This is a genomic window from Phocaeicola vulgatus ATCC 8482, from assembly GCF_000012825.1.
Taxonomy (GTDB): Bacteria; Bacteroidota; Bacteroidia; order Bacteroidales; family Bacteroidaceae; genus Phocaeicola; species Phocaeicola vulgatus.
Map to the genome: position 1 here is coordinate 4,971,376 of NC_009614.1, position 15,516 is coordinate 4,986,891.

A 15,516-nucleotide genomic window follows, 5' to 3' on the forward strand; every position below is an offset into this window, starting at 1 on the left:
TTTATTTCAAATGTTTCACCATCTCTCTTGCTCTCGCCAATTCATCATGCTGACCAATATCCAGCCAATATCCACTAATAGGATAGCGAATCACCTTGTATCCCTGTTCTATGAGTTTATACATGAAGTCAGTGGCATTAAAGAAGATATCATCAGGAATAAGGTCAAGCAATTTGCGTTTGATAAGGTATATACCGGCGTTTGCATAATAACTGATGGTAGGTTTCTCGGTAACGCCCTTGATTTCTCGTCCTTCGAGATTGAACACACCGTATGGCACCTTCACTACGTAGGGCACAGCTGCCACACTCATGTCGGCATCATGCTGACAGAAATGAAGGAAAAAATCCTCAAAATCAATATTCGTAAAGAGATCTGAGTTCATTACCAGCACCGTATCATTGTAAAAAGTTTCCACGAACTTGATACTGCCAATGGTACCTAGATATTTCGGTTCACGCACAGTAACTATCTTCACCCCATCGCGTTCCTCCCGGAAATGTTCCTCAATCTGGTCGCCAAGATAGTTAACCGTTACAGATATATGATTCAAACCGTATGAAAGCAAACGATCAATATTATAATCAATGATACACTTGTCACCTACCTTAATTAGGGGCTTAGGAGTTTTCTCCGTTAACGGACGAAGGCGTTCCCCCTTACCACCGGCCATTAATACAGCATCAATTGGCAATTTAGTTACATAATGTTCCAAATTGATGATTTCGCAAATATGATTTTCTTCATCAAGTATGGGTACCAAACGCATCCTTAAATCACGTTGGTGGTGAATATCCTCCACTCTATCGTTCACTCCGCGACGTAAAAAGTTAAAATTACGATGCATGGCCTCACTAATAGGAGCATCCACATCTATACCTTTAATCAAGGCACGACGCACATCACCATCGGTAAGGGTACCTTGCATCCTTTTGTTCTCATCTACCACAAAGAGCACCAGTGGTTCATTGTGAATCTCATTGATGCAGCGAATGGCATCAATAATAGAGAAAGATTGGAGAATAATATGAGAGCAATTCATATAAATTAATTTTCAATAAGATGACTACTGATTACCTTTTCCGCCATATACCAGTCAAACATACTATCAATATCTATTGAATGAAGATCATCCATAACATATTTACGTATTCTATTGAGTTTGGACAAACCTACTTCTTTAAGGCGAGTGCTATTAATCACATAAATAGAACCGTTAAACTCCCATACCTTAGGTGCATCCTGACGCCGTTCAATAGTACCATCCCCTTTGCTGATGACCAATAAGCCTTCAGCATCCTCCTCAAAACTATTATAATATGGATTAGTTGCCGCTTCTTTCACCGAAACAACCATATCTATGTCAGAAGTATACAAAGCCACAGCCTCCTTCAATGATTTAGTCTCACGAAAAGGAGAAGTGGGTTGCAACAAAACTACTACATCATATTTACGACCTTGTTTCTCATAAAACTCCAAAGCATGGAGCAGTACTCCATTTGTTCCTGCACAATCTGTAGCCAACTCTGCAGGGCGTTTAAAATGAACTTTCAAGCCATAATCCTCTACAACCTTGATAATGACATCATCATCAGTAGAAACACAAATATTCTCATCGGTGGTAAGCTGACGAGCCGCATCAATGCTATAGCATATCAACGGTTTTCCATTTAATTCCTTAACATTCTTGTGAGGTATTCCTTTACTTCCACCACGTGCAGGAATTATTACAAGTATATTCATTACTATTGTCTATTTTTAAATGATAATAGGTTCGTCTATAGCATAATTGCAGGTAGCTATACGCCCGTTTACCAAATCCCATAAAGAAGCTTTCAAACCAACGGTACTGCGTTTCACAGTCATATTATCCGCCGAGAGCACCTCACCTTCCTTTATTGGTGTAGCCGCCACAATACGTTTGAGCACTACTTCTGAAATTTGTTTCTCACTCTCATTAGGCTGTTTGATGCCATCACCTAAAGCTTGTTCTATATGACGGATGGCGACAACCATTTGTTTGAGTTCCTCGGGATTGAGGGAGGCTTTGTGGTCAGGACCGTCCATTTCCTTATCAAGCGTAAAATGTTTCTCTATGATTTCAGCTCCCATTGCTACAGCTGCAACAGGTACTTCCACACCCATTGTATGGTCTGAATAACCTACGGAACAATGAAATGCATCCTTAAGAGTTTGTATAGCCCGAAGATTTACTTCATGCATGGGACATGGATAGTTAGTAGTACAATGAAGTAAAGAAACACTTTTAGCTCCTGCTTCTATCAAGGTGCGATATGCTATCTCTACATCACCGAGATACGACATTCCTGTAGAAAGGACAACATCAATATGTCTGCTACCAACAAGACGAAGAAAAGGAATATTGGTAACATCTCCCGATCCCAGCTTGATGAAAGGCAAATTAAAATTACAAAGAAAGTCTAGACTATCTATTTCATCAGGAGTAGAAAGGAACTGGATACCTATCTCATCACAATGATTTTTCACTACTTCAAAATTATCATAGCTCAATTCAAGTTCTTTCAACATCTTAAACTGTGATTTGGTCTTATCGGATATGTTATTCTCCTGATAAACAGCCAATTCAGCATTCCGAGTAACAATCTTCTCTGTTTTCCATGTCTGAAATTTCACGGCATCAGCTCCCGCATCTTTGGCAGCATTACAGAGCTGAAGAGCCAAATCCAACCGACCATTGTGATTCACTCCGGCTTCGGCTATTATATAAACGTGATTAATCATGATAATCTCTTAAAAGGTCAACTTCCTTAGTTATGACTACATCATCATACATCAACATGAGCACACCTTCATCATAATCACCAATGCAAACTTCATTGGTAACACCATTAATGTTATTGATGATCAGTTTAAAGAAATCAACTCCAGCACCATACGCATGCAAATAGGCTCCGCCAAAACGAGGATTTATTTCAGACAGATAGTACTCTCCATCTCTAAAAAAGAAATCCATATCAATTGCTCCAGCAAAGTCGAAAAGATGCATAAAAGACTGCACGAAGTCAAACAAACGCTGGTCTTTGAATGAAATAGTTTTACTGGCCCCACCGATACGAGTTTCAATTTTCTTTTTTGAAAAAATAGAAACCACTTCCTTTGAATAATAATCAATATAAGCATCTGCATCGCAATCACCTTGCATAAACTCCTGAATGATATAATCGAAAGCATTCTCAGCATAATAGTTTTCCAAATCCTGCATGGTATTGACCTTATGCGCTCCAACACTACCACTACCTGTACGTGGTTTGATGAAAACAGGAAATTGAATTTCACCTTTGAAGTATGCAGCTTTGAAATCATCTAATTCATGGAAAGTAAGCGGTGTATTAACACCATGATTTTTTAAATACAGGTACATGCTGTACTTATCAAAGCACAAATCAGCAGTTTGCTTAGAAGGACAAAGAGGAAGAACACCAATTTCTTCAAACTTCTTTTTATTTGATGCTAAAAGATCTATTTCAGGGTCGATTAAAGTAAAAATAGCTTTAATATCTTCTTTCTTACAAATACCAAGTACTTCTTGAATATAATTTGGATGTGTAATTTTAGGAACTACATATTGCTTGTTTGCGAAAAATATTGCTGGGGCTACCGACCAGTTATCTGTAGCAACCACATTACCACTATCACCGATAGTCTTACGCATATCTATCATTAAACGCCCTCTACGGCCCGCATTACAACACAGAATATTATTCATAACTATAAAGTTTATTGTTATTGCTTTAAATCATTGACAGTCCATTCCTCTCTAATTATCTCATAACCATTTAAAGTTTTCAAATAAACTCTAGGAAAAAATCGAATGAACAATGGTGATAAAGTCATAGTGTATGCACCGACATTTTGGTAAAGTATTCTATCACCGACATTTAGTAATGGCTGATTTTGAAGTGTAAAAAGCTTATCATACTCCAAACAACTACATCCTACAACCATTTGTGAATCAATGAACACTTTTTCCTCTTGCTTTCTGATGAAAGATTTAAAATAGTCTTTTTTCAGGAAAAAAGGGTCCACATCATTACGAGAACCATCAGTTACTATAATTTGAGAGTCACCTATTTTTTTTGTATCAATGATCTCCGATAAAAAACTAAAAGGTGAAGCAACTATTGCATTTCCTGGTTCCACTATGACTTTCATTTTAGAAACATCAATCCCTTCCTCTAACAAACTTGAATAGATAGTGTCCACATATTCTTTATAAGTAGGTGCATTAGGCTTGTCACCAAAATAACCACCACCAACATCAATATAATCAAGTTCTAGACCTAATGAATTAATGATCCGAATAGCATATTTGCAAATATTCCTATAAACATTTAAAGAACGAGTCAATGAAGTACGATGCAGATGCAAACCTCCAAGTTTTACATTTTTGCATAATTGAATCTTATTTATTGCTTCTTCCAGTTCTCCATTCTCAAACGAAAAACCAAATCTGCTATCCGATTCACCCTCTTTAGCATCTTCTGGCGAAATCTTCCCTAAATTCAAATTGACACGAATGCCGACCTTATAAGAATGCTGTTTGTTCAAATCATTCAACCATTCTATTTCACGTTTTGTATCTATATTTACATATGCACCATTCTTTATTGCATCTAAAAAAGTCTCCTTATCTTTAGCTGGACCATTATATACAATATGGCTCTTCTCAAAACCAACTTGCAAAGCTAATGCATACTCTGTATAAGATACTACTTCAGCATAGCATCCCAACTCATTAAGCATGTGCAACATATAAGGAAGTGAATTCGTCTTAATTGAGTATCCAATGCAATGGTTTGAAAAGCGACTGTTCAAAGCTCTTTTAAATTCCAAAACATTAGATACCAACTTATCCGAATCCAAAATAAAACAAGGTGTTTTTAGATTACTTAACTGCATTAAAATACATTTTTATCTGTTCTACAATACGTTTGGAAGCATTGCCATCACCATAAGGATTATCAATATACTTTAACATTTGCTGAAATTCGTCTGTTTCAATTTTCTTTAAAGACTGAATAATAGACTCAGAACAATTATCGCAACAAATAATGTTAGATGTCATATATCTGCCTTCTTGACGATGTCCTATATTAATCGTAGGCAACTTCCAATAACCCGTTTCATATACTCCACTGGACGAATTACCTATCATACAATATAACTGAGGAAGAAGGCTGACATAACACTTCTGTCCTAACGAGGTAAACAAATGAAAACAAGGCTTATTGCATACATAATCATTTAAAAGTTGATTAATATCCGAACCATATAAATCTGTATTAGACTTAGAAACTAGTATTTCATAGTCATCACCTAACGACTGGAGCACATGGAGTAAACTATTTACATCGAAAAGATTCTTCTCACGGCTTTCTTTAGTTACCGGATGGTAAGTCATCAATATCCATTTTTTACCTAAATCAATATTTAAAGACTCTGCTAATTCATTCCTTGACAAAAGCGACAAACGTAAAAAATTATCTAAATTGGTCTCACCTACAACAAAAACATTCTTCATAGTTCCAATCATCCTACCAATACGGGCTGCAGAAGTTTGAGTACCCGGAAAGTGGAGTGTAGACATCATTGTAACAGCATTGCGCACTTCATTGTCAATAGCTCCTTCAGTGATGTCACCTCCTGAAATATGAGCTATCGGAATACGCATCACCAAAGCAGTACCAACTATGGGAAGCAACTCATATCTATCACCTAAGACAACAATCATATCAGGCTGAAGATGCAGAAAAGCATCGCTCATCCCAATACTGCACATCCCCATAGATTTCGCTATACCAGAAGCACAATCCGAGGACAACAACATATCGACTTTAGCATCAATATCATATCCGTCCTCCTCAATACAACGATAAGTCAACCCCTGTTCGGGAGACAGGTGTCCGCCTGTAACGATAAGCTGCAACTGTAACTCAGTAGCATGATGTATCTCATCTATCACCCAACGTAGCAGTCCATACTCTGAACGTGCACCAGTGACAACTGCGATTTTTTTCATTTATCTAATCTTACACTACTAGGAATATTCACCACCCGGTCAGCCAGCCACTCGGTATTCTCCAGCCCGTCCGTTTCGCAATGCTCGAACATGGGCAGTCGATTCATCAGTTCCCAAACGGGACGGGTCATCACACCATGATCATTTGTGTACTCCAAAAAATCAAGTTGAGCCGCCTTATCCTTTAGTACCACCGCATTGAGCCAATAATTCGATTTGCAATCAGCAGGTTCAGTAAAAAAAGTAATATCTTCCTTACCCTTGAAAAACTCAGCATAGCAGGCTGCTGTTTCACGCTTATCTGCCACATAGCGGTCTAGATTCTCCAACTGGGCACAACCTAGAGCGGCATTGATATTCGGCATCCGGTAATTATAACCAATATGGTCATGACGAAACTCCCAACGATGAGGTATCTTAGCCTGGGTAGTAAGGTGCTTGGCGTATGCGCCCAGTTCTTCATCCTGGAAAAGCAACATGCCTCCACCACCTGTAGTGATGGTTTTGTTTCCATTAAAGCTAATAGCACCCACCTTTCCGAATGTACCGGTATGGCGACCTTTATAAAAACTGCCGATACTTTCGGCTGCGTCTTCAACCAATTCGATATGCCACTCACGGCAGATATCCGCCAGTTCATCTATTTTTACGGGATGGCCGAAAGTGTGCATGGGAATACAAGCTTTTACACGACGACCGGTACGCTTGTTATAGCAAACTCCTTCTTTCAGTTCAGCATTCCTCTCCAGCCATGCCTTGACAGCTCGGGGCGAAAGTCCCATCGTTTCTTTGTCCACATCAATAAAAACAGGATATGCTCCGATATAAGTGACAGCATTGCAAGTAGCGATGAAGGTCAGAGCTTGGGTGAGCACCTCATCATCGCGTTCTACACCCACTAGCAGCATGGCCATGTGAAGGGCATTGGTACCACTCACACAGACTACGGTACGCTTGGCACCGGTGTACACAGCCATATCGTGCTCAAAGCGGTCAACAAAAGCACCGACACTTGACACGAAAGTCGTATCAATACATTCGTTGAGGTATTTTTTCTCGTTTCCGATAAACTTGGGAGCACTCAGAGGAACAAAATCTTGTGTTCCAAAAAGATGGTGAATGAATTCACAGATTTCAGCGTTGTTATTCATAGCTGTATATCGTTTTAATTACATTTTCTGATCCAGATTCTTCCCCTTTTCCTCATGTTCAAAGTTGGGGATGAAACGCTTTATCGCCATAACCACCTCTTCTTTGGTAAAATCCGGTTCGGCAAATATATTCTCCATTTCAGTAAAGAATGCATCTATCTCAGTCATCGGCCGTTTCACCACTTCCTCAATCACCCCCAGGCTGCAAAAACGATCCATATTAATTTTCTCACCAGAAACATAGAACTCCTCGTATGCCTTCTCACCTGTTGTATCACTTTTAAAATACACCACTGGGTAATCCTTATTATCAAAAGTCATATCCGAAGCAAATTTCTTCGCTTCCTCATCCGTTGCAAACTCTTTTTTCTCGCAGCCAACCGCTTTTATATACTCATCACAAATGGAAGAGAAAGTGAGCATCTGTCTTTCACCCAACTTTGGGAAGAATATTTCACCATTCTTACCTAGTATGCAGGCAAGCATACATATCTGGCCGCTTTCCTCCGGAGAAACAAAGTAGCGTTTCACATCATTGGGTGCAGCCAACGGCTGCTTTTTCATGACACGCTGTATCCAGCCATCCGGCAAAGAACCGTTGGAAAAAGCTACATTGGCAAAACGGGCGGTGGTCACCTTGAACTTGGAAGAATACGCCATAATCATATCTTCCATAATACGTTTGCTGGCTCCCATGATATTCACCGGATTGGCGGCCTTGTCAGTGGAGACACAGAAGAAGTGCCTAGGCGGGTAAACGGCCAACAGGTCAAGGAATCTTTTTGCCTTGATATCATTGTTTTCAATGAGTGCCTGTACCGAATATTTGTCCTTCTCACTACGGACATGCTTGTGAGCTGAAAAATTCGCCACAATGTCAAAGCCTTTCTCCTCACGGAAGATCCTTTCAAAGATAGGATCGGCAAAGTTCAAGGTATATGCCCGATATTCCGCAGGTACATACATGCCGTATGTGGAACGCAGGTCACGTGTCAGTTCTGCCAATCCGTTCTCGTTCAGGTCTATTACAATCAGTTTGGAGGGCTTGAACGGCAAGACTGCTTTAATGAAAGAAGAACCGATGGAACCGGCACCTCCTATGACGCATACACTTTTATTCCTTATTTCTGCTTGAAGCGTTTCTTTATTAGCTTCAATATCTGCTGCAAACATACTTGTCGGACGACAAATCACATGGTCTGCAATGAATTGCTGTAAATTAAACATGGATTTATTAGGATTAGCATCTCATTTTGACACATCCTATAAAGAAAACCGCATTAAAGCAGTTTCCCTATAAATTGGGTCAAAAATTGGATTATCTTTTAATGCTTATTTAACGAAAAAGTAAGATATATTCCCAAGCAAAGTAAGTAGACTTAAACAGCAAAGTAAGTGAACTTACTTTGCCCACGAACATATCTTACTTTTTTCCACACTTTTCACCAGTTTTTCACCTCCGGTCATAACCGCTTTCTCGGTCGTCTTGCCCAAGCGTTATTGATACGCGCACGGATATTACTGACAGTCTTGACCGATACGAACAAAGGTGTGAGAGGAAAGAACAACGAGATAAAACGCTCCTTCACCATCTCTTCCGAAGTAATCTTCGGTTCCCGTTCGCCCATCTTAACTATAACCCTGGCCAGTTCCACCGCATTGGTACATTCTGCTATCTGTACCAGATAGATACGTAAATCCTCCACCTTATTTATATAAGAGAAAAGGCGCGTAGCCTCGGGAGATAAAGCAGGTTCCTTGTCCTTGCTTACATCATCCTTCTCTAGTTCCGCCTCATCACCATAATAATTCTGTGTGGCGGAAGTAGCATTGGGAAGAATCTGGTTGCTGCCTCCATAAATATTGAAGACGATGCTGAAGTGTGTCTCACTATCCATAAGCTTATTGTTTGAATGATTCGTCAACGGGTAGTTAACGGTCAGTCAATAGCTAGTGAACGGCAGTCAACAGTTAGTAAACGATAATAAATAGATTTTTTTACGGTATTTCCCCGCATTAATTTTGTCGTGTCGGAAGGATGAACGAACATCCCGGAAACACAAAACTTTTAAACTTTATTTTATTATGATTGATTACAGTGTATTTATGATGGGCAACCCGATGGATGTCGATGCCGCCCAAAAAGCGTATGCAAAAGCTCAAGTTTCTGAAATCATGCCATTCAGCCAGTTTGTCAAACACATTGCCGACCACAATGGCGTATTCACTCGCGGAACGGTAAAAGGTGTAATAGCCGATATGTGCGAGTGCCTTGTAGAAATGCTTCTGGAAGGCAAAAAAGTACAACTGGCAGAATTAGGTAATTTCTGGATTTCTATAGGCTCGGAAGGTGCGGAAGACCTGAAGAAATTTACAGAAAGCAACATCACCGCCGTCAACATTGTGTTCACGCCGGGAGAAGACTTCCAAAATCTTCGTTCCCGCGCCGCTTTCAATCCCGTAGCAAGCCGCATAGCCCAAGCCGCCACCCTGAAGGCCGAAAAGGCCGGTAAAGGCACAGTCGACTTGGATGCCGCCAAAGGAAAGACCCCGGCTTCCACAAATGAAAACAATCCGTCATTATGATAAAATACCACGTTTTCTCGATGAGAAATGCGTCCGACAGGACGATGCCCAAGAAAGCATACGCAAAGTGTGTGCCCAACGAAACGGTTTCGCATAAGAAACTCGTAAAGGAAGTGACGGAACATCTCCGCTTTTTCCCACACGGCATGATGGAAGCGGTGCTGGAGGAAGTCTTCAACCGCCTGTCCGAGCATCTTGCCCAAGGCGACCGAGTCACCCTGGACGGCCTCGGAACATTCAGTGTCTCCCTGAAATGCGAAGGAGCCGCTTCGGAGGCTTTGTTCTCCAAGAAAAACATCAAGGGCGCGCACATCGTGTTTGCCCCGTGTCGCAAACTCAAGGAGACATTTGCAGATATGGAATATAAAATGACTCCACGAATCTTTTAACGTCATGGAACTTATATTATTCATCTATTTAAAGACAAAGCGTATGAAAAAGAACTGGAAAAATGTACTGCTGTACATCGTCCGCATCATTGAGCTGCTCATTACAGGCGCTGCCGGAGGAGCACTTGGAAGCGGCTTATGAGAACGGTTTCGTTGATTATCGTGCACTGCTCTGCCAACAAGGCGGGCAGTGCCTTGCGAGCGGAGGACATTGACCGCTACCATCGTTCATTGGGCTGGAAGTGCTGTGGTTACCACTATGTGATTCCTACAGACGGAACGATAGAAGCCGGACGCCCGGAAGAGTTGGTTGGAGCACATTGCAAGCACCACAACAGCCACAGTATAGGTATATGCTACATAGGCGGACTGGATGATGGCGGAACAACGCCGAAAGACACCCGAACGGAAGCACAAAAGGCTACGCTGAGAAAACTGATTGAACAACTGCATCAACGTTATCCCAAGGCACTGATTGTAGGCCATCATGACTTGAATCCGCAAAAAGCCTGTCCATGTTTCCATGTCACAGCTGAATATATAGACTTGCAACCTTAGTTGCGTCTGTAGTCTTATCTGCCATCCATCGTCCTGCAAGGGATGTATGGATGGCTTTAATTAAACTAATCAATTTTTTCAAACGGAAACGCATGAAGATAGCTCACTGCCACCGTCATATTGCCAAAAGCGAATACCAGCCTTGTATTGCGGTGCAAACGCATGATACATCCCTCTTTCCCCCGAAAGACACCACCGGTAATACGGATTCGTTGCTTTTTCTGAAGATAGTCCTCCAAAGGCCGGTTCATCAGCTCGATATTGTAAGGCATGGATTCATACAGATAAATAAATTCCTCCATCTGACGTTGAGGAATTACCGCCGCACGGTGTGTGTTATAGTCCGTCACCAGATACTGGCGGGGAAGCATGGCAGACAGAATACATTCCAACTGCCCCAAGGGGGCACATACAAACAGCCAACCGTTGCCTTCAATCCCTTTCTCGTTCGTCAACGCATTCAGTTTCTGAGTGGAGCCGGTAGCAAAAGCCTCTTTCACCACCCGGGCAGAGTCACGGCGAGCGGTATATTCCTCTTTGGTATAAGCACATTGCTCGAAACGTTTCCTATGATCGGTGGCAGTGTAAGAAAACACCTTGAAGCAAAAAAATCTCTCTTCTACGGTACCTGATGGTGTACGAAGCCGAACAGCTTTCCTGCCACTGAAAACACTGATATAGCGTTTCAGTTCTTTGTTGGAAAGATACAGATAATACCAGCCGAGTTCAGGGTATTCTTTTCCTATTCCCGCCATTGGCGTGATTCCTTCATTTGACCCCAGGTCTGAGCCGGAAGCGATTGAACTGCAGAGCAGTAACTTAGGCGCTTCGCCCGTTATGTCTTGATTTGAAAGGAACGCTTGATTTTCAAGCTCCATACTATTTTCTGTTACCATCAAAACATTACTTTTTATGTATGTCTTTTTGGGGTTCTCTTAGTAAGAGAACCCCAAAAAGACATATACTGCTGACAATAAGATATTTACACATAATCAGAGATGGATAATTTGCAAACAAATATTATAAGAATCCTTATCAGAGACTGATTCCTGAATAAAAGATTTCCGTATTTGGATTATTATAGCTACATTTGCAGCGGAATGGGGTTCTCTTACTAAGAGAACTCCATTTTTTTTATTCTAACAGATTCATTTTCAAGATAGATCCAAGAAAGACCAAAAAGGAACACATAAATTCCTTTTCCGCACTCATTAAAAGAACAAATGATAAAACGCAAAAGCGGCCACTTACGATAAAAATCGAAAGTGACCGCTAAAAAGAGATTTATTTCTCTAATATAAGGATCTAACAGTACGGAGTTACTTCACCACAAATCCTCTCTTATCCAGATAAGCTTTGAATTTATGCAAATATTCTTCATCCGGACCATCAAAGAAGGATACACCGGATGCCCCGTTATTGTACGCTTCATCCAGCGCCTCTTCAAAATTGTCCTTAATATCACCAAACATCAGTCCGGCATATATCTTGGCACGCCCATTCACCGTTTCAACGCTTTCCTTTACCGAACGCCCGATCCATTCAGGACCTTCATAATAGAATTTATTATAAATCATCGGATAATAAGCATCCAACGTCCATTCTCCCCAATCTTGGCGCACCATCTTGCGAGCCATGGACGGCCCCGGGAACACTGCGGCAGAAATAGCTTTATGATCGGCTTTCACCGCTTTGGTAATGGCATCCACCACACGAGTGATGGCATCCAGACGGAAATTGATCCAACTCTGGTTTTCCATCGGATACTTTAACTCCAACGGATCCTGTCCTGTTTTAGCTTTAAACAATTCACGGCAGACATCACAATAACAATAGTCATATTCCGGCAACTCTTCTTTCTGCTCTATACCATAGTTTTTCCATAGGCTGACAGGCAAGATTACATCCGGCATACGGACATAATCCAGATGAACACCATCCACATAAGGCTTATGGGCTTCCTTTACATAGTCTTCTGCCAGATACTCTGCCACACCTTGGTGATTAGGGCACAAGAAGCGATAATAATCCACGTAGGCCGGTTTGTCGTGACAAGACTCGCCTTTACGGTTCACGGCATACCAGTCGGGATGCTTGTCCAGCAGTTCCCTGCGGTTCATCGTCCATTTCCAATAATGTGCCTCCAGTCCGGCTTCTTTGCAAAGACGATAAATATTTTCATTGTATCCCTCGAACATGACACCCGAAATACCACATTCTTTCAACAACGCAAACCATTTTTTCCATTCGGCATCCGAACGGTTATTCAGACGCATCCACAACCAGTTTTTAACTTCACGGGCAGGTATCTTTTCTGTCCGGAAACGTCCTTCATTATTTATCACATAACGGACTCCTTCAGCAGGATTGGTTATAGCTATCTGATAGGTGTTCTGAGTCGCTTCCACCGCAATCCGGGCATCAGCCGGAAGATCTTTCAACTCTTTATCAGTCAAAAAGAATTGTTCTGTGGCACGCAAGTAGTTATGTTGTTTACTATAATTATCCTGCTGTGCGTAGAACATAGCCCATAGCAGTTTATAGATAGCCTGATTGTACGGATAAACCAACTCATCCTGCGAGATTCCCACTTGCTTGTCTACGAAATAAAGATATCCCCAACGGTCGGGCATGTGCATATCGATTCTTCCGGTAGGAGTCCATACCCAATTTTCCTCGGGTCCTTTCTCCTTCAGCCACTGTACACGCGAGAAGTTGATGCGCCAGGTGTTGCCGGCCTTCAACGGATTGTTAAAGTTCATGGTCAGCGCCTGATGAGGAATGGCCATTTCCACACTCCAATACTTATCTTTATCTTTTGATTTATTCAGTGTACCTTCACAATGGATGGCGGTCTTCAATCCGGGGCAGTCCCATTGCACCATGAAATTTCCACCCGAACGATAAGGTTTGTCCAGCATCAGGTCGAAAATCACGCCACGCGCATTGGTTTCTATTTCAAAATAATTGTGTCCGTCGCTATCCGGATCGATAAACACTTCAAAGTCATTGTCATAATAGATGATGGTATCACGCAGGGTAAGACGTGCCTTGATATCCTCTTCTTGAAGAACAGCTCCTACATATAAATATTCATCATCCCACAGCATCTTGGCGGTAGTTTCATATTTGGGAGTCGGGAATCCTTCGCCGCTTATATCTACAAACGGAGCGGTAGACGCCGCCTTCTTCCAGGAACTTTCATTCAGTTTACCATCTATTTTCAACTTTCCATCCGGACGATAACATACATAGGTACGCGGTTCGGCCAGAAAACGTTCATATTGTTCAAAAAGGCTTTGTGCCATTGCCGGAAAAGTAACCAGCAGAAGCAACAGGGTATAAATAAGTTTCTTCATCTATTTTTCTGATTCAGATTAGTTATTATCTTGCACTTGTCCCACTCCACGATAGAGTTTGATCGGTCCATCCAGCAACACGGCCAGCACGGTAATCTGCTCATCCTGTACCTGTTGGGGTACATCAATATAAAGATTGCCCGGTACTGAGTTCCAATAATTTTTATTGTAGACCTTGTAATTCAACATAGCTCCGTTACCAACCACCCATATACGGTTCACTTTGTTCATCAGCCCTTTTACTTCCACCGGACCGTTAGGTTTGTAAGGGAGGTATAAATACAGAATATCCCCCGCCTTATTCAGTGTGGTATATCCCTGGAAATGCTCGGTAGGAATCCCTGCGCGAGTTTCATAAATAGCTTCTTTATGCTTCTTGGTCCATCGGCCGAACTCCTTCAACACAGCGATCTGTTCTTCAGGAATGGAACCGTCCTCTTTCGGACCGATATCCAATAAAAGATTACCGCCCATGCTCAGGCAGTCTACAAATGTACGAAGCAAGATATAGGGTGATTTATAGTTGCTGTCTGTATGCTGATATCCCCATGAATCATTCATGGTCATACAAAGCTCCCAATATTTATCCTCGGGACGCACCACCGGCACTCCCTGTTCGGGAGTAGCATAGTCGCCATATCCCTGTATGCGCGAATTGATAATCACATTCTTATTATCCGAACGGAGCAGATCTACAATACCTTTGGAATTCCATGCTTCCGCACTTTGCTCCCAATCCCCGTCGAACCAATACAGATCCGGCTTCCAGGTTTTGTTCAGCTCCGCCAATTGTCCGAAATTGAACTTGTTGAATCTGGCCCAACGTTCAGGATCATTTTTATAACGTACTTCCGTACGGGTTTTGTTTGGGTAATCAGGATGAGACCAGTCCAATAAAGAATAATAGAAGCCAAGTTTCAATCCTTGTTTTCTTACTTCCTTTACAAAGGGAGCTATGAGATCACGTTTTGCCGGAGTGCTTTTCACGACGCTGATATCTCCTACTTTGGTATCCCATAACGCAACTCCGTCATGATGTTTGGTAGTTATCACTGTATATTTGGCTCCACTTTCTTTTATCAGATCCACCCAAGCCTTCGGATCATACTTGGAGGCTGTGAAACCTTTTTCCTGCTCCATGTATTCATCATAGGGCAGGTAGTTGTTAAAGAAGGACCAGCTTTCGGACACTCCTCTGACGGAATAAATTCCCCAATGGATAAAGATACCCAACTTGGCTTGTGAAAACCATTCCATTCTCTTGTCTTTCTGCTCGACTGTTTCATTCTGTAGCGTATCTTGTGCCCGTAAAGGAGAAGCTGCAATCAGCAGACTCAGGAACGCTAACGATAATCGGTTCTTTTTCATATATAATAGGTTTGATTAGTTAGGATAGCATGTCAGTATTATTA

Annotated in this window: 16 protein-coding genes; 4 read left to right on the top strand and 12 right to left on the bottom strand. The window is 41.6% G+C overall.

The window, feature by feature from the left end; all coding sequences use genetic code 11:
• Nucleotide 1: 1 nt before the first annotated feature.
• The 9 genes from BVU_RS20240 to BVU_RS20280 form a co-directional block, all read right to left on the bottom strand.
• Nucleotides 2–1,042, bottom strand: coding sequence for a nucleotidyltransferase family protein (locus tag BVU_RS20240; protein WP_005847156.1), 1,041 nt, complete (start codon nucleotides 1,040–1,042; stop codon nucleotides 2–4).
• Nucleotides 1,043–1,047: 5 nt separating this feature from the next.
• Complete coding sequence (locus BVU_RS20245) at nucleotides 1,048–1,743, bottom strand: cytidylyltransferase domain-containing protein (RefSeq protein WP_005847154.1); 696 nt, start codon at nucleotides 1,741–1,743, stop codon at nucleotides 1,048–1,050.
• 15 nt (nucleotides 1,744–1,758) lie between these two features.
• Nucleotides 1,759–2,763, bottom strand: a complete 1,005-nt coding sequence (neuB, locus tag BVU_RS20250; protein ID WP_005847152.1) for an N-acetylneuraminate synthase — start codon at nucleotides 2,761–2,763, stop codon at nucleotides 1,759–1,761.
• Nucleotides 2,756–3,748: an ATP-grasp domain-containing protein gene (locus BVU_RS20255; protein ID WP_005847150.1), complete on the bottom strand. Its 993-nt coding sequence runs from the start codon at nucleotides 3,746–3,748 to the stop codon at nucleotides 2,756–2,758. Before BVU_RS20255 ends, neuB begins: the two co-directional genes overlap by 8 nt.
• A 17-nt stretch (nucleotides 3,749–3,765) precedes the next feature.
• Entirely contained in the window at nucleotides 3,766–4,941 is a 1,176-nt protein-coding gene (locus BVU_RS20260; RefSeq protein WP_005847148.1) for an alanine racemase, read from the bottom strand.
• Nucleotides 4,928–6,061: a UDP-N-acetylglucosamine 2-epimerase gene (gene neuC, locus BVU_RS20265; protein ID WP_005847146.1), complete on the bottom strand. Its 1,134-nt coding sequence runs from the start codon at nucleotides 6,059–6,061 to the stop codon at nucleotides 4,928–4,930. Before neuC ends, BVU_RS20260 begins: the two co-directional genes overlap by 14 nt.
• Nucleotides 6,058–7,212 (bottom strand): LegC family aminotransferase, encoded by a 1,155-nt coding sequence (locus tag BVU_RS20270; RefSeq protein ID WP_005847144.1) that lies wholly within the window; start codon nucleotides 7,210–7,212, stop codon nucleotides 6,058–6,060. The genes neuC and BVU_RS20270 overlap by 4 nt, the downstream gene beginning before the upstream one ends.
• Before the next feature lie 18 nt (nucleotides 7,213–7,230).
• A complete protein-coding gene (locus BVU_RS20275; protein ID WP_005847142.1) occupies nucleotides 7,231–8,439 on the bottom strand; it encodes a polysaccharide biosynthesis protein in 1,209 nt (402 codons plus the stop codon).
• 236 nt (nucleotides 8,440–8,675) lie between these two features.
• Complete coding sequence (locus BVU_RS20280; RefSeq protein WP_005847140.1) at nucleotides 8,676–9,110, bottom strand: hypothetical protein; 435 nt, start codon at nucleotides 9,108–9,110, stop codon at nucleotides 8,676–8,678.
• 187 nt (nucleotides 9,111–9,297) lie between these two features.
• Here BVU_RS20280 and BVU_RS20285 point away from each other — a divergent pair, with 187 nt between their 5' ends.
• From BVU_RS20285 to BVU_RS20295, 4 genes are read left to right on the top strand one after another with little or no spacing between them, the layout of a single operon-like run.
• Nucleotides 9,298–9,798, top strand: coding sequence for an HU family DNA-binding protein (locus BVU_RS20285; protein ID WP_012055996.1), 501 nt, complete (start codon nucleotides 9,298–9,300; stop codon nucleotides 9,796–9,798).
• Complete coding sequence (locus tag BVU_RS20290) at nucleotides 9,795–10,187, top strand: HU family DNA-binding protein (RefSeq protein WP_012055997.1); 393 nt, start codon at nucleotides 9,795–9,797, stop codon at nucleotides 10,185–10,187. The genes BVU_RS20285 and BVU_RS20290 overlap by 4 nt, the downstream gene beginning before the upstream one ends.
• Nucleotides 10,188–10,191: 4 nt before the next feature.
• A complete protein-coding gene (locus tag BVU_RS22430; protein WP_005847132.1) occupies nucleotides 10,192–10,329 on the top strand; it encodes a hypothetical protein in 138 nt (45 codons plus the stop codon).
• Nucleotides 10,326–10,745, top strand: coding sequence for an N-acetylmuramoyl-L-alanine amidase (locus BVU_RS20295; RefSeq protein WP_005847130.1), 420 nt, complete (start codon nucleotides 10,326–10,328; stop codon nucleotides 10,743–10,745). The genes BVU_RS22430 and BVU_RS20295 overlap by 4 nt, the downstream gene beginning before the upstream one ends.
• Nucleotides 10,746–10,810: 65 nt before the next feature.
• On the opposite strand, the gene BVU_RS20300 is transcribed toward BVU_RS20295, so the two are convergent.
• The 3 genes from BVU_RS20300 to BVU_RS20310 all read right to left on the bottom strand — a co-directional run bounded on the left by BVU_RS20300 (nucleotide 10,811) and on the right by BVU_RS20310 (nucleotide 15,472).
• Nucleotides 10,811–11,641 carry a hypothetical protein gene (locus BVU_RS20300; RefSeq protein ID WP_005847128.1) on the bottom strand — a complete coding sequence of 277 codons (831 nt, stop codon included), beginning with the start codon at nucleotides 11,639–11,641 and terminating at the stop codon, nucleotides 10,811–10,813.
• Between the two features lie 423 nt (nucleotides 11,642–12,064).
• Nucleotides 12,065–14,104, bottom strand: coding sequence for a sugar-binding protein (locus BVU_RS20305; RefSeq protein ID WP_005847125.1), 2,040 nt, complete (start codon nucleotides 14,102–14,104; stop codon nucleotides 12,065–12,067).
• Nucleotides 14,105–14,122: 18 nt separating this feature from the next.
• Nucleotides 14,123–15,472, bottom strand: coding sequence for an alpha-L-fucosidase (locus BVU_RS20310; protein ID WP_005847124.1), 1,350 nt, complete (start codon nucleotides 15,470–15,472; stop codon nucleotides 14,123–14,125).
• Between the last annotated feature and the right edge of the window lie 44 nt (nucleotides 15,473–15,516).

Coding starts and splice junctions, on each gene's coding strand:
- neuC (WP_005847146.1), bottom strand. CDS start 6,061: ATGAAAAAAATCGCAGTTGTCACTGGTGCACGTTCAGAGTATGGACTG.
- BVU_RS20280 (WP_005847140.1), bottom strand. CDS start 9,110: ATGGATAGTGAGACACACTTCAGCATCGTCTTCAATATTTATGGAGGC.
- BVU_RS20285 (WP_012055996.1), top strand. CDS start 9,298: ATGATTGATTACAGTGTATTTATGATGGGCAACCCGATGGATGTCGAT.
- BVU_RS20295 (WP_005847130.1), top strand. CDS start 10,326: ATGAGAACGGTTTCGTTGATTATCGTGCACTGCTCTGCCAACAAGGCG.
- BVU_RS20310 (WP_005847124.1), bottom strand. CDS start 15,472: ATGAAAAAGAACCGATTATCGTTAGCGTTCCTGAGTCTGCTGATTGCA.
- BVU_RS20260 (WP_005847148.1), bottom strand. CDS start 4,941: ATGCAGTTAAGTAATCTAAAAACACCTTGTTTTATTTTGGATTCGGAT.
- BVU_RS20300 (WP_005847128.1), bottom strand. CDS start 11,641: ATGGTAACAGAAAATAGTATGGAGCTTGAAAATCAAGCGTTCCTTTCA.
- BVU_RS20240 (WP_005847156.1), bottom strand. CDS start 1,042: ATGAATTGCTCTCATATTATTCTCCAATCTTTCTCTATTATTGATGCC.
- BVU_RS20270 (WP_005847144.1), bottom strand. CDS start 7,212: ATGAATAACAACGCTGAAATCTGTGAATTCATTCACCATCTTTTTGGA.
- BVU_RS20290 (WP_012055997.1), top strand. CDS start 9,795: ATGATAAAATACCACGTTTTCTCGATGAGAAATGCGTCCGACAGGACG.
- BVU_RS20275 (WP_005847142.1), bottom strand. CDS start 8,439: ATGTTTAATTTACAGCAATTCATTGCAGACCATGTGATTTGTCGTCCG.
- BVU_RS20255 (WP_005847150.1), bottom strand. CDS start 3,748: ATGAATAATATTCTGTGTTGTAATGCGGGCCGTAGAGGGCGTTTAATG.
- neuB (WP_005847152.1), bottom strand. CDS start 2,763: ATGATTAATCACGTTTATATAATAGCCGAAGCCGGAGTGAATCACAAT.
- BVU_RS22430 (WP_005847132.1), top strand. CDS start 10,192: ATGGAACTTATATTATTCATCTATTTAAAGACAAAGCGTATGAAAAAG.
- BVU_RS20305 (WP_005847125.1), bottom strand. CDS start 14,104: ATGAAGAAACTTATTTATACCCTGTTGCTTCTGCTGGTTACTTTTCCG.
- BVU_RS20245 (WP_005847154.1), bottom strand. CDS start 1,743: ATGAATATACTTGTAATAATTCCTGCACGTGGTGGAAGTAAAGGAATA.